This is a genomic window from Geodermatophilus sp. CPCC 205761, from assembly GCF_051383655.1.
Classification (GTDB): Bacteria; Actinomycetota; Actinomycetes; order Mycobacteriales; family Geodermatophilaceae; genus Geodermatophilus.
This window is the reverse complement of record NZ_JALPKQ010000058.1, coordinates 1-22,778: the sequence shown is the minus strand read 5'-3', so window position 1 is coordinate 22,778 and position 22,778 is coordinate 1. Positions and strand designations below refer to the sequence as shown.

The following is a 22,778-nucleotide window of genomic DNA, read 5'->3' as shown; positions in this document are numbered from 1 at the left end:
GGTCACCAGTGGACACGGCACCGCGCGGCACGAGGCCGACGAGCGCCGGCGAGGAGGACTCGTGACCGCCACCGAACGGCGCGCCGAGGCCTCCGTCCCCGAGCCGGCGCGAGCCCGCGGACGGCGACCCCGCGGCCGCCCGGCGCTGTACACCGACTACGCGCAGGACCTCGCGCTGCTCAACACCCGGGGCAAGCGGATCGGGATCGGGCTGCTGGTCGTCGTCGCGCTGCTGATGCCGTTCCTGCTGCAGGACGACCTGCTCCGGCTGCTGGCCACCGGCGCGGTCCTGGCGATCGGCGCGATCGGGCTGAACCTGGTCACCGGCTACGCCGGGCAGGTCTCCCTCGGACACGCCTTCTTCCTCGGCGTCGGGGCCTACACCGCGGCCGTCCTCTCCGGGGACCCGGAGGACGACCGGCTGGTGGGGTTCGGCATCACCCTGCTGCCGGTCTGGCTGCTGTCGGCGGGGGCCGTGGCGGCGCTGCTCGGGCTGATCGTCTCCCCGCTGGCCAGCCGGCTGCGCGGCCTCTACCTGGCGATCGTGACCCTCGGGCTGGTGTTCCTCGGGGAGCACGTGTTCCGCGAGTGGGACGCGGTCACCGGCGGCGCGGGCGTGGGCCGGCCGGCGGCCGACCCGGTGCTCGGGGTCGACCTGTCCCGGCGCACCGAGTCGTTCTCCGCCGACCAGCAGATGTACTGGCTGATGATCGTGCTGCTGATGGTCTTCGCCCTCGTCGGGCGGAACATCGCGCGCTCGGCGGTGGGGCGCAGCTTCGCCGCCGTCCGCGACCGGGACATCGCGGCGGAGATCACCGGGGTCGACGTCCGGCGGGCCAAGCGGCGCGCGTTCGTCATCTCCGGCTTCTACGGGGGCTGCGCCGGGGCGCTGCTCTACTCGATCACCGGGTTCATCGACCCGGGCTCGTTCGGCCTGCTGCTCAGCGTCCAGTTCATCGCGATGGTGCTCATCGGGGGAGCCGGCACGATCTCTGGCTCGATCATGGGCGCCTTCTTCATCGCGCTGCTGCCGCGGCTGACCCGGGAGCTGCCGGCCTACCTGCCGTTCCTCTCCTCCTCGGCGACCGAGTTCCCCAACGTCTTCCAGGTGGAGACGTTGCTCTACGGCCTGCTGATCGTGCTGTTCCTGATCTTCGAGCCCCGGGGGCTGTTCGGGATCTGGATACGCGCACGCAACTACTGGAAGGCCTGGCCCTTCAGCTACTGAAAGGACCCCGCCCCCCTCACCCCTCGCACGCTCGGGGCGAGCCTCCGGACGGGGCCGCCACGCAGACTCCCGCGGGCAGAGCCGCCCGCAGGGCACACCGACCGGCGCCGGTGCCGGCAGAAGGGAGCACCATGAGGAACACCCCGCGCCGGAGGACTGGCCTCCAGCGCCGCAGACTGGCCGCCGCCTCGATGGCCGGCCTCGCCGTCCTCGCCGCAGGCTGTCGCGGCGGCGGTGAGGACCCGGGCGACGGTGGAGGTGGCGACGGCGGCGTCGCCACCGACGTCGGCGTCACCAGCGAGCCCTGCCCGGACGCCGTCAACGCCGACAACGGCTGCATCTACCTGGGCACCCTGTCCGACCTCACGGTGGGGCCGTTCGCCGCGCTCGGCCCGGCCATCACCGAGGGCCAGGCGGCGTTCTGGGCCCGGGTCAACGAGGAAGGTGGCATCGGCGGCTACGACGTCGACGTCGCCACCTACGTCCGGGACAACCAGTACAACCCACAGGTGACCAACCAGGTCTACCAGGAGATCAAGCCGGAGGTCCTGGCGCTGGCGCAGACCCTCGGCTCGCCGCCCACCGCCTCCATCGTCGAGGACCTCGACGCCGAGGACATCGTGGCCGCACCCGCCGGGTGGACCTCGCTGTACCTGTTCCAGGACGTGATCCTGGAGAGCGGGGCGACCTACTGCGCCGAGGCGATGAACGGCATCGACTACGCGGTCGAGACCTACCAGGCGCAGTCGGTGATGGCGATCCACTACGCCGGTGACTACGGCGAGGACGGCGCGGCCGGCGCCAAGGTGGCCGCGGACGCCAACGGACTGCAGTTCGCCAACGTCGAGACGACCGCGGGCCCGGACAACCAGGCCGCCGCGATCGCCGCGATCCGCGACCAGCAGCCCGACGTCGTCCTGCTGACGGTGGGGCCGACGGACACCGCGGCCATCGTCGGCCAGGCCGTCGCCGGAGGCTTCCAGGGCCGGTTCCTCGGCTCGTCGCCGGCGTGGAACGTCGCGCTGGGTGCCTCGCCGGCCGGGCCGGCGCTGCAGGCGTCCTACCAGGCGCTCGGCCCGTGGGCGCCGTGGGGCGGTGACACCGAGGCCCACCGGGCGGCGATCGAGGCCATCGGGGACGTCTCGCCCAACGAGGGCTACCTGCAGGGCTGGTTCTGGTCCTACCCGCTCCGGGCGGCGCTCGAGGCCGCCGCGGAGGCCGGCGACCTGACCCGCGCCGGTGTCCGGGAGGCGGCCGAGAACCTGGAGGAGGTCGACTACGAGGGGCTGCTCCCCGAGGGCTCGGGCAACTACGCCGGTGGGCCGAACGAGGTGGCCTCGCGGGCGACCTACATCAGCAACGTCGACCCGAGCGCCCCGACCGGGATCACCCTGGTCGAGGACGCGTACACCGGGCCGACCGCGGAGGCCTACGAGTTCAGCGGCCCCTGCTACGAGGTGGAGGACCTCGGCTGAGCTGAGCCGAGCTCATTCGGCGGCCGGTTCCCCCGTCATCCGCGGGGGGACCGGCCGTCGTCGTGCTGCGCCTGCTCGACGGCCCGGGCCAGCACCGCGGCCGGGACGGTGTCGGCCAGCAGCAGCGCCAGCCGGGTGAGGAAGGCCTCCCGCCCGTCCGCGGACGCGCGGTCCAGCCCCTCGCTGAGCACCCGCCACGCGGTCTCCAGGTCCGTCTCGGCCGGGCGGTCCGGCTCCCGGACCGGCCGGGTCCCGGCCGGCGCGCGCCCCGCGCGCACCGCGGCCGCGACGTCGGCGAGCCCGGCCGGCCCGGGCAGCCGGCACAGCAGCAGCCCGTCCGGGCGGACGACGACCACCTCGCCCGGCTCCGCCCCGAACGCGCCCGCCACGGCGCCGTCGGGGTCCTCGAGCACGATCCCGCCGCCGGGCACCGGCCCGTCCGGCGGGCCCACGAGCAGTGCCCGCACCGGCTCCGGTGCGAGCTCCCCGGCCAGCCGGTCCACGCCGGCCGCGAGCTCCGCCGCCGCGACGCCGACGCCGACGACGGCGAAGCCGGTGCCCCGCTCGGCGTCCAGCGACGAGGAGCGCGGGCCCGCGGCCGTGCGCACCCGAGCGGCCCGGTCGGCCAGCGGGTCACCGGGGTGCGGGGCGGCACCGGACGCGGGCCAGGTGAGCGGCGAGGTCCGGGCGTGGGTCGCGCTGGACTGGCGGGGGTCGAGCAGTTCCCGGAAGCGGGGACGGGTCGCGGCCAGAGCCAGGACGGCGTCCCGCGTGGCGGTCCAGCCGGGCGAGCCGGGCGTCATGATCCGCGTGCTCTTGCCCGCCGCGGCGACGTTCTGCTGCCAGGCCGAGCGGCGCTCGGTGGCGTAGGCGCGCAGCAGCGCGGGGGATGCGGTCCCGTGTACGACGGCGGCGAGCTGCCAGGCGAGGGTCTCGGCGTCCTCGATGCCGGAGTTGAGCCCGCGGACACCGAAGATCGGCACCAGGTGCGCGGCGTCGCCGGCGAACAGCACCCGCCCGTGCACGTAGTCGTCCAGGGACAGCGCGTGCGCCCGGTAGAGGCTGCGCCACTCGAGGGTCCAGGGGACGTCGGAGCCCAGCCAGTCCAGGTGCCGGGCGATCCGGGCCCGCACACGGTCCTCTCCGACCTCGACGTCGGCGTCCTCGCCGGGGGCGAGCTGGTAGTCGACCCGCCAGATGTCGCCGGGCTGGCGGTGCATGATGATCGTCGAGCCGGGGTTGCTCGGCGGGTCGAACCACACCAGCCGCTCCGCCGGGCGGTCGGTGGGCCAGTGGATGTCGGCGATGACGTACCGGCCCTCGTAGCTCGTACCGGCCAGCGGCAGTCCCAGCGCCTCGCGCACCCGGCTGCGGGCGCCGTCGGCCGCCACCACCCAGGAGGCCCGCAGCACCCGCGGCCCGGCCGGCGTCTCGACGTCGAGCTCCACGGCGTCCGCGCCCGGCCGGACGCCGGTCACCCGCGACCCCCACCGGACCCGCGCGGTTGGTGCCCCCTCCAGCGCGCCCGCGAGGACCTCCTCCACCTCCGACTGGGAGATGTTGACCATCGGCGGCCGGACGTCGGCGGCCCCGTGCGGCATCCGGAAGGACAGCACCTCCCCGGCCCCGGCGAAGCTGCGCCCGCCGGTCCAGGCCAGCGCCGTCCGCTGCACGGCGTCCCCGACGCCCAGGCGGGCCAGGACCTCCAGGCTGTGCCGGGACAGGCAGATCGCCCGGCTGCCGAACGACGCGGACAGCCCGGCCTCGAGGACGGTGACGTCGACCCCGCGGCGGGCCAGCCCGAGGGCGCCGGCCAGTCCGACCGGGCCCCCGCCGACGACCACCACCGGCAGCGGCGCCGCGCCCGCCGGCGTCGAGGGGTACTCGGCGGGCGGGTGCGGCGCGGGGCGCGGATAGGCGCTGCTCATGTCACCTCGTCGGCCGGTCGCCGGGTCCGGGGCGCCCATCCTGGCAGCACCGGCGGCCCGGGTGCCCGCCTTGACCGGCGGGCGGCTGCGGGCCACGGTGGCGGGCGTGCCGCCGCCGTCCCGCCGTCCGCCCGCGCGGTGAGCGAGGCGGGCCCTCCGCCCCCGGGGGACGAGGAGGAGCGGCGCCGGCGGGTCGTCGCCGCGATCTACGACGCCGACCCGGCCGTCCGCGCCCTGGGCATCGCCGTCGTCGCGACCACCGACGGGTCGGCCCGGGTGGAGATGGTCGTGCGCTCGGACATGGTCAACAGCCACCGGGTCAGCCACGGCGGGCTCACCTTCCTGCTCGCCGACACCGCCATGGCCTACGCCTCGATCCGTCCGGACGGCGCGATCGCGATGACCACCGCGGCCGACGTCGTCTTCTCCCGGCCCGCGCCGGAGGGTTGCCGGCTCGCCGCCGACAGCCGCCGGGTGCACCGGGACGGGCGCCGCGAGGTGCACGACGTTCGGGTGACGGACGAGAACGGGACGGTGGTCGCGCTCGTGCGCGGCCAGATGACGCACCGCGCTCCCTGACCCGCGGAGCCGGGCAGGGGAGCCCTGCCCGCGCCGGTCGGACCGGCGGGGGCACACTCATACCGCTGAGGTGCACTGACGAGGAGGACCCCGTGCGAGATGCGGTCATCTGCGAGCCCCTGCGGACCCCGGTGGGGGGCTTCGGCGGCACGCTGCGCGACGTACCGGTGCAGGAGCTGGCCGCCACGGTGATCCGCGCGGTCATGGAGCGCACCGGGCTGCCACCGGAGTCGGTCGACGACGTCCTGCTCGGCCACTGCTACCCCACGATGGACGCACCGGCGCTCGGCCGGGTGGCGGCGCTGGACGCCGGCCTGCCGGTCACCGCCTCCGGGCTGCAGATCGACCGGCGCTGCGGATCGGGCCTGCAGGCGGTGATCTACGCGGCGATGCAGGTGCAGTCCGGTTCCTCCGACGTCGTCCTGGCCGGTGGCGCGGAGTCGATGAGCAACGCGCCGTTCTACTCCACCGCGATGCGCTGGGGGGTCAAGGCCGGCCCCGGCGTCCTGCTCAACGACGGCCTGGCCCGCGGCCGGGTGACCGCCGGCGGCCAGAACCACCCGGTGCCCGGCGGCATGCTCGAGACCGCGGAGAACGTCCGGCGCGACTACAAGATCAGCCGCGAGGAGCAGGACGAGTACGCCGTCCGCAGCCACCAGCGGGCCGCCGCCGCCACCGACGAGGGCCGGTTCGCCGACGAGATCGTCCCGGTGACCGTGCGGTCGCGGAAGGCCGAGACCGTCGTCGACCGCGACGAGCACATCCGCCCCGACTCCACCGTCGAGACCCTCGCCAAGCTGCGGCCCATCCTCGGTAAGGACGACCCCGAGGCCACCGTCACCGCCGGCAACGCCAGCGGGCAGAACGACGGCGCGGCGGTCTGCGTGGTCACCTCCCCGGAGAAGGCCGCGGAGCTGGGGCTGCGGCCGCTGGCGCGGCTGGTCTCGTGGGGCGTCGGTGGCGTGCCGCCCAAGACCATGGGCATCGGCCCGGTGCCGGCGACGGCCAAGGCGCTGGACCTGGCCGGCGTCGCGCTCAAGGACGTCGACCTGATCGAGCTGAACGAGGCGTTCGCCAGCCAGGTGCTCGCGGTGGCCCGCGAGTGGGACCTGACCGAGTCGGACTTCGACCGGGTGAACGTCAACGGCTCGGGCATCTCCCTCGGCCACCCCGTGGGCGCGACCGGCGGGCGGATCCTCGCCACGCTCACCCGCGAGATGGCCCGCCGGGACGCCCGCTACGGCCTGGAGACGATGTGCATCGGCGGCGGGCAGGGCCTCGCCGCGCTCTTCGAGCGGGTGTGAGTGGGCGCGCCGTCCTCCCCGCGCGTCGCGATCGTCACCGGCGCCGCCGGCGGCATCGGCGCGGCCACCGCCCAGCGGCTGGCCGCTGACGGCTTCGCCGTCGCCGTCCTCGACCTCGAGGAGGCGGCGGCCGCCGGCACGCGGGAGGCGATCGAGGCGGCCGGGGGGACGGCGCTGGCCGTTGGCGCCGACGTCAGCGACGCCGCCCAGGTGCAGGCCGCCGTCGACCGGATCGCCGCGGAGCTCGGCCCGCCGGTGGTCCTGGTCAACAACGCCGGCGTCACCCGCGACAACCTGCTGTTCAGGATGACCGACGACGACTGGGACGTGGTCGTGCGGGTGCACCTGCGCGGCTCGTTCCTCATGACCCGCGCGGCGCAGAAGCACATGATCGACGCCCGGTGGGGCCGCATCGTGAACCTGTCCAGCACGTCGGCGCTGGGCAACCGCGGCCAGGCGAACTACTCGACCGCCAAGGCCGGGCTGCAGGGGTTCACCAAGACGCTCGCTGTGGAGCTCGGGAAGTTCGGCGTCACCGCGAACGCGATCGCGCCGGGCTTCATCGTCACCGAGATGACCCGGGCGACCGCCGCCCGCCTCGGCCGCGACTGGGCCGAGTACGAGGCAGAGCGCGCCGCGGCGATCCCGGTCAACCGCGCCGGCCGGCCCGAGGACATCGCGCACACCGTCTCGTTCCTCGTCAGCGAGGGCGCCGGGTTCGTCTCCGGCCAGGTCATCTACGTCGCCGGCGGCCCCCGCACCTGACGTGTCGGTTTCCGCGGAAACCGCCGGGGAGCGCCGCGTCGGTTTCCGCGGAGACCGCGGGGGAGCGCGGCGTCGGTTTCCGCGGAATCCGCGGGGTTCAGGACGACGGGTCGCGGTCGGGGTAGCGGGCGCGGGCCAGCGCGTACAGGCCGAACGCGGCGAACCCGGCCGCCACGCCGCCGAGCAGCCAGGGCCCGCTCCGCACCCCGGCGATCGCGGTCATGGCGCCGTCCAGGCCGGTGGCGGTGGAGACGTCGGCCGAGGTCGCCGCTCGCCACAGCAGCACGCCGACCAGGCCGAACGCGAGCCCCTTGGCCGCGTAGCCGACCCGGCCCACGGCGAAGATGAGCGGCTCCCACCGGTCGGGCGCGGCGGGCAGGTCGATGTCCTTCATGAAGCCGCCGGTGAACCCCCGCACCAGGCTGTAGGCGCCGACGGCGACCACCCCGGCCGCGACGCCGGCCACCAGCGCCGCCCCGCCGGGGATCTCCAGCGTCTCCCCGGTCAGCTCGCGCAGCCGCTCGTCGGCCTCGTACTCCGCACCGACGGCGAACAGCAGCGCGGTCCCGCCCAGGACGGCGTAGACCGCGGCCTTGGCCAGGCACTTGGCGCAGACGAACGCCGTCCGTCGCCGGTGCGCACGGTCGAGCAGGCCGGGCCACCACAGCAGCACCTCGCCGGCCTGCCACAGCGCCAGCGCCAGCAGGCCCAGCCCGATCAGCCAGAGCAGCACCGACCCGCCGGGGGAGCCGGCCACGGTGGACAGCGCCCCGGTCTGGTCGGCGTCGGTGCGGCCGGCCCCGCGGGCCAGCTGCGCGGCCAGCCAGCCGATGAGCAGGTGCACCACGCCGTAGGCGACCAGGCCGACGCGGGCGACCGCCTCGAGCACCGGGTGGTCGGTGACCTCCCGGGCGTGCCCGACCGCCCGGTGCACACGGTCCAGCAGCGAGCGGGGCGACGGCACGCCGTCGATCGTGCGGCCTTCGGCTCAGGTGCGCTCGGGGTAGCGGGCCCGGACGAAGCAGAAGGCGCCGAACGCGGCGATGCCGAGCGCGACCAGCGTCAGCAGCACCCGGCCGAAAGGTGCCTCGAGGACGGTGCGCAGGGCGCCGTCCAGGCCGCTGGCCTTGGCCGGGTCGTAGGTGATCGCGGCGTAGACCAGCAGTCCACCGACCAGGGCGAGTGCGACGCCCTTGGCCGGGAACCCGATCAGGCCGAGCTTCTCCACGAGGTCCCGGGTGCGGGGCGGGGCCTCGGCGAGGTCGATCTGCTTGAGGAAGCGCTTCGACACGCCCTTGTAGACGAGGTAGACGCCGACCCCGATGACGACGAGCCCGATGAGGCCGACCAGCCACCGCCCGCCCGGCCAGCCGAAGACGCCGGCGGTCTGCTGCTGCTGCGAGGACGAGGAGGACTGCCCGCCACCGCTGGCGAAGCGGATCGCCAGCACGGCCAGCGCGGCGTACGTGATCGCCTTCGCCACCGACTTGACGATCTTGGTGACCGCCTTCTTCCGCGCGTCGCCGGACGCCGACAGGCCGCTGCGCCAGCGCAGCACCTCGGCGAGCTGCCAGACGGCCAGGGCGATCAGCCCGATGGCGAGCACCCACAGCAGCGGCTTGCCCAGCGGCTGCTCGGACAGCGTGGCCAGCGCGCCGGACTGGTCGGCCGACTGGCCACCGCCGCCCCAGGCCAGCTGCAGCGCCAGCCAGGCGATCAACATGTGCACCACGCCGTACGCGATGAGGCCCACCCGGGCCAGGTGCTCGAGGGCGTCGCTGTTGCCCGCCCGGTCGGCCGCCCCCGCGGCCGACCCGGTCGTCCGTCGATCGCTCATGGCCGGCTCCTCTCCATTCCCACCCCGTGGGAATGATCAGCGTCGCACAGCGCGGGCTCCGCCGCTGGTCGGCGCGGGGGTGGCGGCGCTCGCCCGGCGCCGGGGCGGCCACCGGCCGGCGGTGAGGGACACTGGCTCCCGTGGTGGACGCGGGAGCGGTGTTGACGGCGCAGACGACCCCGGAGGCGGCCCGCCGGGCGTGGCCCCGGTGGGTGGCAGGCGGGGCGGCGCTGCTCGTCGTCGCGGTCGTCGCGGTGTTCTGGGAGGGCGGCCCGCGGCTGCTGCTGGGCGTGGTCGGTGCGCTGGTCGCCGGGCGGGGCGCGCTGCTCGCCCGCTCGGGGACGCGCGGGCCCGGTGCCGCCCTGGTCGCGGCCGGGCTGGCCGCGGTCGTCGTCGCCCTGGGAGCGGGCGGTCTCGCCGGCTGGGTGCTGCTGGCCGGCGTCCCGGCCGGGCTGCTGACCGGGGCACTGCTGCTGCTGCGTCGCGGTGGAGCGGTGCGCCGCAGCGGCCAGGCCGCGCTGGTGTGGTGGGGCCTGGTCACCGGGCTGCTCGCGGTCACCGGCGTCATGACCACCTGGGCCCGCGCCGCCGACGGCGCGGCGGTGGTCGCGGCGCTCGGCGTCGGCCTGCTGGGGGTGTTCGTCCTCGTGGGCGCGGCCAACCTGCGCACCCTGTCCGCGCAGCCGCCCGCAGCGGCCCGCCCCGCGGGGTGCGCCGGCTGCGCGTGCGGCGCCGGCGGCTGCGGCGCCCTGGGCTGAGCCCGGGCCCCCACCGGTGCCGCCCCGGCCCCCACCGGTGCCGCCCGGAACGGGCGGTGTCGTTCCGGTTACCCGGTGGTCGGAGCGGGGAACCCCCGGTTGCGTGAGCGGACACGTCTTCGTCGTCGGCGCCGACCTCCGCCGGCTGGTGTGCGACGACGTCCTGGTGCCGACCGACCGGGCGCTGCGGGTGACCGCCGGATGGCGGGAGCTCCTGCCGTCGGAGCTGGTCACCAGCGAGGACTCCGACGGCCTCTGTCTCGACCTCCGCTGGAACGGCGAGCAGCGGGTGCTCGAGGTGCCCGGGGACGCCTCCCCGAGGCTCTGGCTGGTCGACACCGTCGACGGCGCGGACCACGGGCCCGACTCCGACGGCACCCTGCCGTGGCTGCTCGACGGCGCCCGGCAGGCGCTGGCCGCGGTCGCCCGGCGGGAGGTGCGCCGGCCGGTGCACGGCCGGGCCCGCCGGCTGGTCGCGCTGCCGGCCCTGGGAACCGGCTGGGGCGGGGCGGCCGGGCGGCGCGGCACGCTCCTGCAGCAGCTGCTGCCGGTGCTGCGCGAGGCCGCCGGCGAGCACGGCTTCGACGTCGCGCTGGTGCTGCGCGGGCCCAGCGACCTGGCTGCGGCCCAGCGGGTGCGCCGCGGCGAGGAGGACGGCTGGCACCTGCCCGGGCACCTGCGGGAGCTGGCCGAGGACCTCGGCGAGCGGGCCCGCCGCGGGCAGCTGGCCGCGTTCGTCGGCGCGGGGGTGAGCGCCGCGGCGGGGCTGCCCACCTGGGAGCAGCTGCTCGACGAGCTGGCCGAGCGCTCCGGGCTGGACGGCGCCCTGCGGGCGGGGCTGACCCGGCTGCCGGCCCAGGACGCCGCGGCCCTGCTGGCCCGGGAGCTGGGCCGCGAGCAGCTGGAGGCCTTCGTCAAGGAGCGGTTCGGGCCCGGGCGCTACGCGCTCGCGCACGCGCTGCTCGCCGACCTGCCGGTGCAGGAACTCGTCACCACGAACTACGACCCGCTGGTCGAGCTCGCCGCCGCCGACATCGGCCGCGAGCTGTCGGTGCTGCCCTTCGACGACGCCGTCCCCGGCCGGCCGTGGCTGCTGAAGCTGCACGGCGACGCCGCCCACCCGGAGAGCGTCGTCCTGACCCGCGAGGAGTACCTGCAGTTCGGCGACTCGCGGGCGGCGCTGGCCGGCGTGCTGCACTCGCTGCTGCTCACCCGGCACGTGCTCTTCGTCGGCACCTCGATGCAGGACGACGACCTCATCCGCATCGCCCACCAGGTGCGCAGCGCGATCCCGAGCCCGGGGACCGAGCCGCGGCGACGCAGCGGCACCGTGCTCACCCTGCGCGAGGACCCCGCCCGCGCCCGGCTGTGGGAGCAGGACGTCGAGACGGTCGCGATGGCGCCCGCGGACACCCAGCCGGCCGAGGCGGCCCGCCTCCTCGAGGTGGTGCTCGACCTGATCGTCTGCCTGTCCACCCCGCCGACGGGGTACCTGCTCGACCCGGCCTACCGGGGCCTGCTCAACGACGAGGAGCGGGCGCTGGCCGAGGCGCTGGGCGAGGTGGAGCGGGCGATGCCGGCGCGGGCGAGCACCTCGGCCACCGGCGAGGTCGCCGCCCTGTTGCGGCGGCTCGGCTCGCGGACCTGCGCGGAGGAGCAGGCGCCGGCCGACGGGGCCACCGACCGGGTCGACGACCGGCTGCAGCGCCAGCGCCCCGGCTGACCAGGGCAGGAATGGCCATTTCTGCCCTCCACAGCCCGCGGTTACCGGGGCCTCGGGGCTGGGCAGGGCCCTCCCATGCGCCGTCCCCGCCTCGACGACACCGTCCGGCTGCTCACCCAGGGCTGTGCCTGGCTGCCGGACAAGCGCCGGGCGCTGGGCCGGCGCACCGTGCCGACCCGGCTGGGGGGGCGGCGTTCGGCATCGAGGGTCCCGACGCCGCCCGCTTCCTCTACGACGAGGACCACGTCCGCCGCGCGCACGCCATCCCCGAGCCGGTGCAGGCCACCCTGTTCGGCACGGGCGCGGTGCACACCCTCGACGGCCACGAGCACCGGGTGCGCAAGGCGCTGTTCGTCGCGCCGCTCATGGACGCCGCCCGCACCGGCCCGCTGGTCGACTGCGCCACCACCGCGTGGGACGCCGCCGTCCCGGGCTGGGTCCGCCAGGGCCGCATCGTGCTCCTCGAGGAGGCCCGCGTGGTGCTGACCCGCGCACCAACCACCGTTGTCCCACTGTCCGCGCTCGCCGTCCGGCTGGCCCGGCTGCACGTCGACGTCCCCGAGCAGGACCTCACCATCTCGCTGCGGCGGATCCCGGCCCGGCCGGCTGACGGCGTGGTGGTCGACGTGCGCGGCACCTCCTGAGACCGGCCGGTCGCGCTCCGCAACGGGCGCGCGGGAGGCGGTCCTGGCCGCCGGCCGGCCGTGGTCTGATCGGGACCGGCTGTGGAGGGGGAGAACACCGATGAGCAGGGTGCTGGCACCGCTGACCGCGATCGTCGGTCTGGCCGCACTGGTCGTCGGCCTGGTGTGGTCGGAGCTCGACGTCTCCTCCATGCACAGCGTCACCCTCGTCGGGATCGGCGCACTGGCGCTGCTGGTCGCCGCCGCGATGGCCGGCCTGCACGAGGCGGCCGCGCTGATGTCCCGGCGCCGCCGGCACTGACCCCGCGCCGCCGGCACTGACCCGGCCCCGGCCCGCCCTCCGAGGGGCCGACATGGCCATTTCTGCCCCGCGGGGGCCGATTCAGGCGAGGCGGGTGAGCTCCTCGGGCAGCGGGCCGGGGGAGAGGACGCCGAGCCGCTGGGTGGCGCGGGTGAGCGCCACGTACAGGTCGTTGTGGCCGCGCACCCCCTCGTCGAGCACCCCCTGCGGGTCGACGACGAGCACCGCGTCGAACTCCAGGCCCTTCGCCTCGGTCGGCGTGATCACCACCGGGCCCAGCGTCGAGTCGGCGTCCGGGCCGGAGGAGACGCCGTCCACCCGCGTCGCGACCGCGGCGGCCAGCTCGGCGACCCGGCTGGCGGGGACGACGACGGCGGTGGTGCCCTCGTGCGCCGCCCACTCCGCGGCCACCTCCGCGACCCGGCCGGCCAGCGCGCCGGCGGCGGTCACCTCGGCCCAGGGCGCGGCGGTGCCGGGCCGGACCGACCGCGGCGCCGTGGCACCGGTGCCGCCGGCGGCCAGCACGTCGGCCGCGACGGCCATGATCTCCGCCGGGGTGCGGTAGTTGACGGTCAGCTCCTCCAGCCGCCACGCCGCGCCGACGTGCGGCTCCAGGGTGTCCGCCCACGCCGACGCCCCGGCGAGCGTCCCGGTCTGGGCGAGGTCGCCGACGGCGGTCATCGACCGGGTCGGGCAGCGGCGGACCAGCAGCCGCCAGGCCATCGGCGAGAGCTCCTGCGCCTCGTCGACGACGACGTGGCCGAAGGTCCAGGTGCGGTCGGCGGCGGCCCGCTCGGCGGTGGTGCGGGTGTCGACCGCCCGCTGCCGCTCGGCCAGCTCCTCGGCGCCGATGAGGTCGCCGGCGCTGAGCACCTCGGCCTCGAGGTGCTCGTCCTCCAGGTCGATGGACCGCGAGCCGTGCAGCACGTCGAGGGTCTCCTGCGCCTCGGCCAGCCGGCGCCGGCGGTCCCGCTCCTCGCGGGCGCGCTGGGCGCTGTCGTCGAAGCCGAGCAGCTCCTCGGCCTCCTCCAGCAGGGGGACGTCGCCGGGCGTCCACGCCGCCCCGTGCCGGCGGTGCAGCAGCGCCCGCGTCTCGTCGTCCCACCCCGGGGTGGCGCGGGCGACGCGGGCGGGGTCGCCGTAGAGGTCGCGGAGCAGCCGCTCCGGGGTCAGCACCGGCCACAGCTCCTCCACCAGCCCGCGGACGGCGTGGTCCTCGGCGACCTCCTTGCGCAGCGCGGACAGGTCCTCGCGGTCGAGCAGGTCGGCACCGAGCCGCTCGGCGTACCGCTTGGTGAGGAGGTCGACGATCCGGCGGGCGAAGTGCGGGCGGGCCAGGTTGTGCAGCCGGTCGGCCTTGCGGGCGGCGTTCTGCGCCCGGGTGACGTCGATCGGGCGCAGCCGGAGGACGTAGCCCTCGATGGTCACCTCGCGCGGGCGCTCGGGCACGACCTGCCGGTCGGCGACCGCCCGCGCCAGCACCTCCACCATCTCCAGCCGGCCCTTGACCGCGGCCGTCTCGGGCGACTCCACCCCGCGGGCGTCGAGGCCGGGACGCAGCTGACCCAGCCCGGCCAGCAGTACGCCGGTCTCGCCGAGGGAGGGCAGCACGTCGGCGATGTAGCGGAGGAAGGTCGGCGTCGGGCCGACGACGAGCAGGCCGCGGCGGGCCAGCCGCTCGCGGTGGGTGTAGAGCAGGTAGGCCGCGCGGTGCAGGGCGACGGCGGTCTTGCCGGTGCCGGGGCCGCCCTGGACGACGAGGACGCCGCGGTCGTCGGCGCGGATGATCCGGTCCTGCTCGGCCTGGATGGTGCGGACGATGTCGGTCATCCGGCCGGTGCGGGCGGTGTCGAGGGCCGCCATCAGCGCCGCCTCGCCGGTCAGGCCGGAGGTGGCGACCCCGCCGGTGAGCACCTCGTCGTCCAGCCGGACCACCCGGCGGCCGCGGGTGCGGATGTGCCGGCGCCGGGACACGCCCAGCGGGTGCACCGGGGTGGCGGTGTAGAAGGGCCGGGCGGCCGGTGCGCGCCAGTCGACCAGGGCGGGGTCGCCGCCGGCGTCGTCGGCGGCCAGCCCGATCCGGCCGATGTAGAGCGGGCCGTCGTCGGTGCGGTCGATCCGGCCGACGCACAGGCCGGCCTCGGCGGCGTCCAGCGCGGTGACCCGCTCGGTCTGGAACCGCACGGTGGCGTCGCGCTCCTGCAGCGCCTGCGGGTCGACCGCGGGCCAGGAGATGGCTTGCCGGAGCCGCCGGCTGGCGAGGTCGCGGGCGGCGTCGAGGCGGCCGTAGAGCTCCTCGACGTACTGCTGTTCGGCGTCGATCTCGGGGTGGGGAACGACATCGGGCTGCGTCGTCGGCACTGCACGTCTTCCTGTCGGCGTCCGTCTGCGGCAACAGACGAACGTCCATGGTGCCCCCGCATTCCCCGATGTGCGGCGCGCCGCCCCGCCTACGCTCGTTCCATGGGTGCCGGGCTGCTCGTCGCGCTGACCCTCCCGGGCCTGGTGCTGCTCCTCGTCGCGCTCGCGGCGGCGGAGCAGCTGTGGTCCCGGCTGGGCCGGCGCAGCCCGGTCACGCGGCGGGAGCGGCACGCGCTGGCGGCCGGCGGACTGGACGTCTTCTCCGCCGCACTCGCCCCGGGCCGGGCGGTCGACCTGGAGCAGCAGCGCATCCAGGAGACCAGGCGGGTCGACGTCGAGGACGGCGCGCCGCCGACCAGCACCGTGGACCTGGCCGGCGGCGTCGCCGTGCTCGTGGTGGGGCGCTCAGCCCGCCAGTAGCCGGCGCAGCCAGTCCAGCCGGGCCGCGCGCGCCTCCCGGGAGATGGTCGCGTCGGGGGCGAACCCGTCGAAGCCGTGGAAGCCGCCGGGCCACACGTGCAGCTCCGCGCGGCCCCCCGCCTGCCAGATGCGGGTGGCGTACTCGACGTCCTCGTCGCGGAAGGTCTCCGCGGAGCCGACGTCGATGAACGCCGGTGGCAGGCCGGACAGGTCGGTGGCCCGCGCCGGGGCGGCGTAGGGGGAGACGTCGGGACCGCCGCGGGCGTCGCCGAGCAGCGCCGTCCAGCCGGTGTCGTTGGCGGTGCGGTCCCACACGCCGAGGCCGGCCATCTGGTGGGACGAGACGGTGTCGTTGCGGTCGTCGAGCATCGGGCACATCAGCAGCTGCCCGGCCAGGGCCGGGCCGCCGCGGTCACGGGACAGGAGGGCCAGCGCCGCGGCCAGGCCCCCGCCGGCGCTGCCCCCGCTCAGCACGATCCGGTCCGGGTCGATGCCCAGCTCGCCGGCGTGCTCCGCGGTCCAGACCAGCCCGGCGTAGCAGTCCTCGACGGGGCCGGGGTGCGGCGTCTCGGGGGCCAGCCGGTACTCGACCGACACGACCGCCGCGCCCAGCTCCTCGGCGTGCTCGACCATGCCGAGGACCCCGGAGCGGTTGTCGCCGGCGATCATGCCGCCGCCGTGGGTGGAGTAGATCGCCGGGGTCGGCCCGGTCGCGGCGGTGGGGCGGCAGATCAGCAGCGAGACGTCCGGGGCGCCCGCGGGCCCGGGGACCGCGCGCTCCTCGATGGTGAAGGCGCCGCCGCGGCGCAGGTCGTCGTCGGTCGGCCGCGGCATGAGCTCGCCCTGCCGGAGCACCGGGATCATCTCCGCGGTCAGGGGCGTGGAGAACACCTCCGCGAACTGCTCCAGCGCGACCGCGCACTCCGGGTCGAACGGGGGCGGCGGGCCGATCTCCGCGGCGGGACCGGCGGACGGCGACGTCAGGGTCACGGGACCTCCTGCGCTGGGGACGACGGCGGAGCGGCCGTCGTCGGCCATCCTGGTCCCCTCCCGTCGAGGTGGGCCACCAGCCGGTCGGCGAGCTCGGCCGGGCGGCTGAGCGCGACCAGGTGCCCGCCGGGGACCTCGTCGACCGGCAGTCCCAGCCGCTCGGCGGCGATCCGCCGCTGGAAGGCGAGGGGGAAGAAGCGGTCGTCGCGGCCGGCCAGGACACGGGTCGGGACGTCGGGCCAGCGGTCCAGCGGCCACGGCTCGGCGAACGGCGTCCCCGACTGGGCGAATTCCGGAGGCCCGGTGGCCAGCACCTCGGGCGGCACGTCGTGGGTGAAGGTGTCGCCGAGGTCCTCGGGGTCGTAGGGCCAGCCGTGCTCGCGCGCCGCCTCCTCCCGCGCCCGGGCCTGCCCGGTCGCCGTCCACCACTCGCCGCCGCTCTCGCCCGGTCGAGGGACCATCGCGTTCAGCAGCACCAGCAGGTCGACCCGGGTGGCGCGGCAGACCAGCGGCGCGGTGAGCGCACCCATCGACTGGCCGACGACGGCCAGCGGCCCGTCCCGGGCTCCGTCGAGCGCCTCGACCACCGTCCGCGTGTACCGGTCGAGCCCGGCGGAGTCGTCGCCGGCGGGCAGCTCGACCGGGACGGCGGTGGCGCCCCGGCGCTCCAGCTCGGGCACCAGCCGGTGCCAGTACCAGGCCTGCCCGCCGGCTCCGGGCACGAGGACGAAGGTCGCGGTCACACCGTTCCGACCGCCGGGGGAGCCGGGACTCATCGCCGGTCAGAACAACCCGGCCAGCCCGTGCAGGACGTCGGCGACGGCGTCACCGGGGAGGTCGGCGTCGGTGGACGTCGCGGCGCCCAGCTTCTCACTGCCGGTGAGGGTCGCGATGCCGTCGTCGGCCCGGTCGGCGGAGGTCAGCGTGCTGTAGCCGTACTCGTACCCGACCTCCCAGTACGTCCAGCCGCCGGCCTGGGCGAGGACGACGGTCACCGTCGCGTACGCGTAGCCGGCGGTCGCCGCGGGCTCGGAGTAGTCGGCGTAGCCGTCGTCGTCCACGTCGTGGGCGTAGGCGTCCACGTACCCGTCGAGGTCGGCGTCGGCGCCCCACACGTCGGGCAGCCCGTTGTAGGTCGTGTCGACGCCGACCTCCTCGACGTAGCCGTCCTCGTCGCTGTCGAAAGCGAAGGTGTCGGCCCAGCCGTCGAGGTCGGTGTCGACGGTGATCTGCTCGGCGACGCCGTCCTCGTCCCAGTCGATGGCCCAGGTGTCCTCGTAGCCGTCCCCGTCGTCGTCGAAGCCGTAGCCGTCGGCGTAGCCGTTGCCGTCGGTGTCGTAGGCGGTGAACGCCACGGACGAGGCCGACGCGGTGCCGGCGCCGGCGAGGACGGTCGCGACGGCGGCGACCGGGACGGCGGTGCGCAGCAGGGTGCGGGTCAGGGTCATGGCGGGTGCCTCCTCGGGTGGGGGAGCCGGCGGTCCGGCTCGCTGCGAGGACGCTCCCGCCGGGCGCTGGCGGGGCGCTGGGGCGGCACTTGGACGACCGCTTGCAGCACCTCTAGGAGCGGTGCGGGTTCCGCTCCAGGACGGCAACCCGCAGGTCACCTCCCCGACATGTCGGCCGCCTACGGTCGGATTGCGCACCACAGGAGGTAGACATGACCACGATCACCACAGACCGGGCCCCCGCCGACCGGCAGGCCCGCCGCCCGTCGCGGTCCCGCAACCGCCCGCGCCTCGACCGCACGCCGTGGACCTGCGCCAACTGCCTGCGGCAGACCGTGCCGCCGCGCAAGCGCTGCGGCGACTGCGGCACGTCGCGCTACTAGAAGGACCCCCTGCCCACCACCGCTCGCACGCTCGCGGCGGGACCCTGCAGGGGGCCGGTCCGCAGGCTCGGGGCGGGACCCGGGACGGGGCCGCGGCGGGACCCCGCGGGGGCCTGGGGGTCAGGGGGCCGGGGGCGCACCCCGCAGCCGGACGACGGCGGCGCGGTGCTGACGGCGGCCGGTCAGCCGCCACGCCAGCCGGGTGCCCGGTGAGAGGCCCGCGAGCAGCCGGGTGCGGTCGCCGGGGCAGGCGTCCTCGAGTGCGAGGCCGAGCACGAACAGCTGCTCCCGGGCCGACAGCGTGCGGCGCGCGGCCCGGGTGACCGCCGTCCAGGCCTCGGCCGGGAGGTGGTCCGCGATCAGCGGCAACAGCTCCCGATCCTCCTCGGCGGTCTGCGCGTCGACGGCGTCGGCGAGGGCCCGGCAGGCCATCGCGAAGGCGTCCCGCGCGCTCGCGGCCTCGGCCACCGCCCACTGCCGCGCGGCGGTGGACAGGTCGCGCAGCCGGTGGTCGAGGCCGGCGACGCGGGCGGTCCAGTCCTGCACCCGCTCGCGGGCGGCGTCCACGCGGTCGGCCGGCAGGGCGCGCAGCAGCGCCGGCCACAGCAGCTCGCGCTCGGTCGCGTGGTGCTGGAGGAGCAGCCGGCCCATGAGGTCGGCGTGACGGGTCAGGGTCCGGGTGCGGTCGACGTCGTCGGCCGGCGCCCAGGCGGCCAGGTCGGCCAGCAGGCGCAGCTCGCGGCGCACCAGCTGGTGGACCACCCGCTGGTAGGCGACGGCGCGCGAGGGCGGGCCGTCGACGGGCGGGGCGGTGGGGCGGGGGAGGACCGCGGCGGCGGTCATGAGACACCTCGTGGCGGGTCGTTCGGCTCTCGGATGCCGAGGAGCGTAGGGACGCCGCTGTCCCGGGCGACAGGGTTTTCCGTCCCTCCCGGGGCGGGACACCGCGGGATCCCCGCCGGGTCGGACGGCGGGTCCACCGCGCGGTGGACAGCGGGCCGCCGCGGTGGCGACCGAGGGCGACAGGAGGGGTACCGGACGGATACGTTCGCCCGGTGAGCGCGATCATGCGGAACCGCGTCCGCGTGAGCGGGGTGCCCGACGGGCGACCGATGCTGTTCGCCCACGGGTTCGGCTGCGACCAGGAGATGTGGCGGTTCATCGCGTCGGACTTCGAGGTGGACCACCGCGTCGTCCTCTTCGACCACGTCGGCTCCGGCCGGTCGGACCTGTCGGCCTACGACCCGGTCAAGTACGGCTCCCTGCAGGGGTACGCCGACGACGTCGTGGAGATCTGCCGCGAGCTCGAGCTGACCGACGTGGTGTTCGTCGGCCACTCGGTGAGCTCGATGATCGGCGTCCTCGCGGCCGCGCGGGCCCCGGAGGTCTTCGGGGCGCTGGTGATGGTCGGCCCCAGCCCCCGCTACGTGGACGACGAGGACTACACCGGCGGGTTCTCCCGGGCCGACATCGCCGGGCTCCTGGAGTCCCTGGACAGCAACCACCTCGGCTGGTCGGCGGCCATGGCGCCAGTGATCATGGGCAACCCCGAGCGGCCCGAGCTCTCCGAGGAGCTGACCAACAGCTTCTGCCGCACCGATCCCGACATCGCCCGGCAGTTCGCCCGCGTCACCTTCCTCTCCGACAACCGCGCGGACCTCCCCACCGTCCGGGTCCCCACCCTCGTGCTGCAGTGCAGCGCCGACGCGATCGCGTCCGAGGTGGTCGGCCGGTACGTGCACGAGCACGTGCCCGGCAGTGTGTTCACCCAGCTCGCCGCGACCGGGCACTGCCCGCACCTCTCGGCGCCGGAGGAGACGACGGCGGCCATCCGGGCCTTCCTGTCCGCCTGACGGCCCCCGCCATGGACGACCCGGGGCGCACCGACCCCGCCCTCGACGAACTGCTGGAGGACGATCCGGCCGACCTCTACGAGAACGCGCCCTGCGGCTACTTCTCGACGCTGCCCGACGGCCGGGTGGTCAAGGTCAACCGCACCTTCTGCGAGTGGACCGGCCGGAACGCCGCGGACCTGCTCGGCTCCCGGTTCCAGGAGCTGCTCAGCATCGGCGGGCAGACCTTCTACGAGACCCACCTCGCGCCGCTGCTGCGGATGCAGGGCGCGGTGCGGGAGGTGGCGCTCGACGTCGTCCGGGCCGACGGCACGTTGCTGCCGTGCCTGGTCAACGCCGTCGAGGTGCGCGACGAGACGGGTGCGCCGGTGCTGGTGCGGGCGACGGTGTTCGAGGCGACGGCGCGGCGCCGGTACGAGCGGGCGCTGCTCGCCGCCCAGCGCGCGGCCGCGGAGTCCGAGGCCCGGTCGCGGGTGCTGCAGCAGGTGGTGTCCGAGGTGTCGGCGGCGACGTCTGTCCGGGACGTCGGCCAGGTGATCGTGTCCCGCAGCCGGGAGGTGGTGTCCGCGACCGGCGCGGGGCTGTGGCTGGCGACGGAACGGCGGGGCAGCGCGCGCCCCGAGCCGTCGCTGCCGCCGGTCGAACTGCTCGCCGTCGACGGGATCCCCGAGGAGCTGCTCCGGGAGATGGAGGCGGCGGCGATCGGCGGCGCGGAGCTGGTCCGCAGCGGCGGGGTGCACACCGTCCCGCTGGGCGCCGGGGTCCGGTCGGTGTGGCCGGGGCTGGCGCGGGCGATGGCCGACACCGGGCAGGAGGCGCTGGTCGTCGTCTCGGTGAACGCCGACAACCGGCACCTCGGCGCGCTGGTCCTCGTGCTGGGGGCGGCGGGGGAGAGCGAGCTGATCGACCTCGCCGAGCCGGGGCAGCGCGGCACGCTGGGCAAGGCCGACGCCGACCTGCTGGCCACGATCGGCCGGCAGGCCGGGCAGGCGATCGAGCGCGTCCGGCTGTTCGAGGAGACCGCGCGGCAGGCCGGGCGCTCGGCGTTCCTGCTCGACGCGTCCCGGCTGATGGCCTCGGCGGTGAGCGTCAGCCAGACGGCGGAGCAGCTGGCCGAGCTGGCGGTTCCGCGGCTGGCCGACATCTGCGTCATCGACCTCGCCGGCGAGCACGGCCTGACCCGCCCGGCGGCGCGGCACGGTGACCCGGTGCTCGGACCGCTCATGGCCGAGCTGCAGGAGCGGCACCTGCCGCAGCGGGGCGATCCGCACCCGGGTGCGCAGGCGATGCGGCAGGGCCGGACGGTGTGGATCCGCCAGGTGACCGACGAGTGGCTCCAGCGGATCGCGACCGACGCGCGGCACCTGGAGATCGCCCGGTCGCTGGACCTGACGGCCCTGGTGTGCGTGCCGCTCATCGCCGAGGGCCGCACGCTCGGCGTCCTGACCCTCGGGGCCGACAAGCGGCGCGGGCCGTTCACCCCTGCCGACATCGAGGTCGCCGAGCAGCTCGCCCTGCAGGTGGCCCAGGTGGTGGACAAGGCGCAGCGGCTGGAGCTGGAGACGCTGACGTCGCACACACTCCAGGCCAACCTGCTGCCGCCGGCGCCGCCGCCGGTGCCCGGGCTCGCGGTCGCCGTCCGGTACCTGGCGGCCAGCCGCGGCGCCGACGTCGGCGGCGACTTCTACGACGTCGTCCCCCTGGCCGGCGACCAGGTCGCGCTGGCGGTGGGGGACGTCGTCGGCCACGACATCACCGCCGCCGCGGTCATGGGGCAGCTGCGCAGCGTCTACCGGGCGGCGCTGGCCGACCGGCCGTCGCCGAGCGCGGTCATCGACCGGCTGCAGGCCGGCTGGTCGCTGCTCGGGCTGCAACGGATGGCGACGGCGCTGTTCGCCACGCTCGACCCGGAGACCGGTCAGCTGCGGGTGGCCTCGGCCGGGCACCTCCCGCCGCTGCTGGTCGCCGGGACGGACGCGGCCCTGCTCGACGTCCGGCCCAGCCGGATGCTGGGCGCCCCGCCGGCGCCGGCCCCGGCGGCGGAGTGGGCGGGGATCCTGCCGCGCGGTGCCACGCTGCTGCTCTACACCGACGGCCTGGTGGAGAGCCGCGTGGCCGACATCGACGAGGGCTTCGCGCGGCTGCTGGGCGCCGCGGTGCGGGCGGGCACGTCCGACCCCGACGAGCTGTGCGACCGACTGCTGGCGGAGCTCGCCGGCGACGTCCGGGGCGACGACGTCGCACTCCTGGCGATCACCCGGCTGCGGTAGCGCGCCGCCCCTGGCGCCGGGCAGCCGCGCGCGCGACCATCGGGCTACGGCACGTGCGGCGCGGAGGCGGCCATGGAGCGTTCCCCCAACCCGGTGACCGACGCCATCGACGGGGCCACCGGCGACATCACGATGTCCGGCGACGCGATGCGCTGGTCGCCGGAGCTGGCCGACGGGCAGGGGCACGGCCCCACCGGGGCGTTCCCGGGGGTCGACGTCGCCGCCGGGTTCGGCTCGTTGCTCGGTCTGGACGGCGCAGGGGTGCGGCGGCTGGTCTCGGGTGCGGTGAACCAGCTGACCACGGTCGCGACCGACGTCGTCTCCGAGCTGCGTCAGCTGACCCGCGGCCCGTCCGAGGAGGACCCCGAGCGCTGACGCCCGGGAAGCCCGCCGGCCGACCCTCTGGCACCCTGCGGAGGAGGCAGCAGCCACACCGACGTGGGGGTCGCAGCGCATGAGCAGTCCGTTGAGTCTGGCGCCGGCGCCGCGGTCGGAGGCGGCCGAGCGGGTG

The 22,778-nt window shown here is 76.2% G+C and carries 22 protein-coding genes; 14 read left to right on the top strand and 8 right to left on the bottom strand.

The features are described 5' to 3' along the window. The first annotated feature begins 61 nt into the window (after nt 1-61). Both MY526_RS23935 and MY526_RS23930 read left to right on the top strand, forming a co-directional pair. Nucleotides 62-1,228: a branched-chain amino acid ABC transporter permease gene (locus MY526_RS23935; protein WP_436695243.1), complete on the top strand. Its 1,167-nt coding sequence runs from the start codon at nt 62-64 to the stop codon at nt 1,226-1,228. 131 nt (nt 1,229-1,359) lie between these two features. Further along, nucleotides 1,360-2,703: an ABC transporter substrate-binding protein gene (locus MY526_RS23930; RefSeq protein WP_436695244.1), complete on the top strand. Its 1,344-nt coding sequence runs from the start codon at nt 1,360-1,362 to the stop codon at nt 2,701-2,703. 35 nt (nt 2,704-2,738) lie between these two features. Here the strand turns inward: MY526_RS23930 and MY526_RS23925 are convergent, their stop codons facing one another. After that, a complete protein-coding gene (locus tag MY526_RS23925; RefSeq protein ID WP_436705219.1) occupies nt 2,739-4,631 on the bottom strand; it encodes an FAD-dependent monooxygenase in 1,893 nt (630 codons plus the stop codon). 138 nt (nt 4,632-4,769) lie between these two features. Between MY526_RS23925 and MY526_RS23920 the strand changes: the two genes are divergently transcribed. From MY526_RS23920 to fabG, 3 genes are all read left to right on the top strand, one after another. Further along, complete coding sequence (locus MY526_RS23920; RefSeq protein WP_436705218.1) at nt 4,770-5,210, top strand: PaaI family thioesterase; 441 nt, start codon at nt 4,770-4,772, stop codon at nt 5,208-5,210. A gap of 92 nt (nt 5,211-5,302) precedes the next feature. Next, a complete protein-coding gene (locus MY526_RS23915; protein WP_436695247.1) occupies nt 5,303-6,514 on the top strand; it encodes an acetyl-CoA C-acetyltransferase in 1,212 nt (403 codons plus the stop codon). Next, nucleotides 6,515-7,279 carry a 3-oxoacyl-ACP reductase FabG gene (gene fabG, locus MY526_RS23910; RefSeq protein WP_436705217.1) on the top strand — a complete coding sequence of 255 codons (765 nt, stop codon included), beginning with the start codon at nt 6,515-6,517 and terminating at the stop codon, nt 7,277-7,279. A gap of 97 nt (nt 7,280-7,376) precedes the next feature. Here the strand turns inward: fabG and MY526_RS23905 are convergent, their stop codons facing one another. Beyond that, entirely contained in the window at nt 7,377-8,243 is an 867-nt protein-coding gene (locus MY526_RS23905; protein WP_436705216.1) for a DUF1206 domain-containing protein, read from the bottom strand. Nucleotides 8,244-8,267: 24 nt separating this feature from the next. After that, on the bottom strand, nt 8,268-9,116 hold the full coding sequence (locus tag MY526_RS23900) for a DUF1206 domain-containing protein (protein ID WP_436695250.1): 849 nt from the start codon (nt 9,114-9,116) through the stop codon (nt 8,268-8,270). 140 nt (nt 9,117-9,256) lie between these two features. Here MY526_RS23900 and MY526_RS23895 point away from each other — a divergent pair, with 140 nt between their 5' ends. From MY526_RS23895 to MY526_RS23880, 4 genes are all read left to right on the top strand, one after another. Then, complete coding sequence (locus tag MY526_RS23895; protein WP_436705215.1) at nt 9,257-9,874, top strand: hypothetical protein; 618 nt, start codon at nt 9,257-9,259, stop codon at nt 9,872-9,874. 103 nt (nt 9,875-9,977) lie between these two features. Further along, nucleotides 9,978-11,597, top strand: coding sequence for an SIR2 family NAD-dependent protein deacylase (locus MY526_RS23890; protein WP_436705214.1), 1,620 nt, complete (start codon nt 9,978-9,980; stop codon nt 11,595-11,597). 275 nt (nt 11,598-11,872) lie between these two features. Then, entirely contained in the window at nt 11,873-12,241 is a 369-nt protein-coding gene (locus MY526_RS23885; RefSeq protein ID WP_436695253.1) for a hypothetical protein, read from the top strand. A 100-nt stretch (nt 12,242-12,341) separates the two neighbouring features. After that, on the top strand, nt 12,342-12,542 hold the full coding sequence (locus MY526_RS23880) for a hypothetical protein (RefSeq protein WP_436695254.1): 201 nt from the start codon (nt 12,342-12,344) through the stop codon (nt 12,540-12,542). Between the two features lie 81 nt (nt 12,543-12,623). Here the strand turns inward: MY526_RS23880 and MY526_RS23875 are convergent, their stop codons facing one another. Beyond that, nucleotides 12,624-14,903, bottom strand: a complete 2,280-nt coding sequence (locus MY526_RS23875; protein ID WP_436695255.1) for a HelD family protein — start codon at nt 14,901-14,903, stop codon at nt 12,624-12,626. A gap of 102 nt (nt 14,904-15,005) precedes the next feature. Here MY526_RS23875 and MY526_RS23870 point away from each other — a divergent pair, with 102 nt between their 5' ends. After that, the gene (locus tag MY526_RS23870; protein WP_436695256.1) at nt 15,006-15,323 is read left to right on the top strand and encodes a DUF6191 domain-containing protein; all 318 of its coding nucleotides are present in this window, start codon (nt 15,006-15,008) and stop codon (nt 15,321-15,323) included. On the opposite strand, the gene MY526_RS23865 is transcribed toward MY526_RS23870, so the two are convergent. From MY526_RS23865 to MY526_RS23855, 3 genes are read right to left on the bottom strand one after another with little or no spacing between them, the layout of a single operon-like run. Further along, a complete protein-coding gene (locus MY526_RS23865) occupies nt 15,309-16,313 on the bottom strand; it encodes an alpha/beta hydrolase (protein ID WP_436705213.1) in 1,005 nt (334 codons plus the stop codon). The two genes, MY526_RS23870 and MY526_RS23865, sit on opposite strands and share 15 nt — an antisense overlap. Next, on the bottom strand, nt 16,310-17,056 hold the full coding sequence (locus MY526_RS23860; protein WP_436705212.1) for an alpha/beta fold hydrolase: 747 nt from the start codon (nt 17,054-17,056) through the stop codon (nt 16,310-16,312). The genes MY526_RS23865 and MY526_RS23860 overlap by 4 nt, the downstream gene beginning before the upstream one ends. Nucleotides 17,057-17,095: 39 nt before the next feature. Next, nucleotides 17,096-17,761: a hypothetical protein gene (locus MY526_RS23855; RefSeq protein WP_436695258.1), complete on the bottom strand. Its 666-nt coding sequence runs from the start codon at nt 17,759-17,761 to the stop codon at nt 17,096-17,098. A 212-nt stretch (nt 17,762-17,973) separates the two neighbouring features. Between MY526_RS23855 and MY526_RS23850 the strand changes: the two genes are divergently transcribed. After that, nucleotides 17,974-18,144 (top strand): hypothetical protein, encoded by a 171-nt coding sequence (locus tag MY526_RS23850; protein WP_436695259.1) that lies wholly within the window; start codon nt 17,974-17,976, stop codon nt 18,142-18,144. A 120-nt stretch (nt 18,145-18,264) separates the two neighbouring features. On the opposite strand, the gene MY526_RS23845 is transcribed toward MY526_RS23850, so the two are convergent. Beyond that, nucleotides 18,265-18,987: a hemerythrin domain-containing protein gene (locus MY526_RS23845; RefSeq protein WP_436695260.1), complete on the bottom strand. Its 723-nt coding sequence runs from the start codon at nt 18,985-18,987 to the stop codon at nt 18,265-18,267. A gap of 212 nt (nt 18,988-19,199) precedes the next feature. On the opposite strand from MY526_RS23845, the gene MY526_RS23840 reads away from it, so the two are divergent. The 3 genes from MY526_RS23840 to MY526_RS23830 all read left to right on the top strand — a co-directional run bounded on the left by MY526_RS23840 (nt 19,200) and on the right by MY526_RS23830 (nt 22,642). Next, nucleotides 19,200-19,997 (top strand): alpha/beta fold hydrolase, encoded by a 798-nt coding sequence (locus tag MY526_RS23840; protein ID WP_436695261.1) that lies wholly within the window; start codon nt 19,200-19,202, stop codon nt 19,995-19,997. 11 nt (nt 19,998-20,008) lie between these two features. Beyond that, nucleotides 20,009-22,267, top strand: coding sequence for a SpoIIE family protein phosphatase (locus MY526_RS23835; RefSeq protein ID WP_436705211.1), 2,259 nt, complete (start codon nt 20,009-20,011; stop codon nt 22,265-22,267). Nucleotides 22,268-22,339: 72 nt separating this feature from the next. Then, a complete protein-coding gene (locus tag MY526_RS23830; protein WP_436695263.1) occupies nt 22,340-22,642 on the top strand; it encodes a hypothetical protein in 303 nt (100 codons plus the stop codon). The last annotated feature ends 136 nt before the right edge of the window (nt 22,643-22,778 follow it).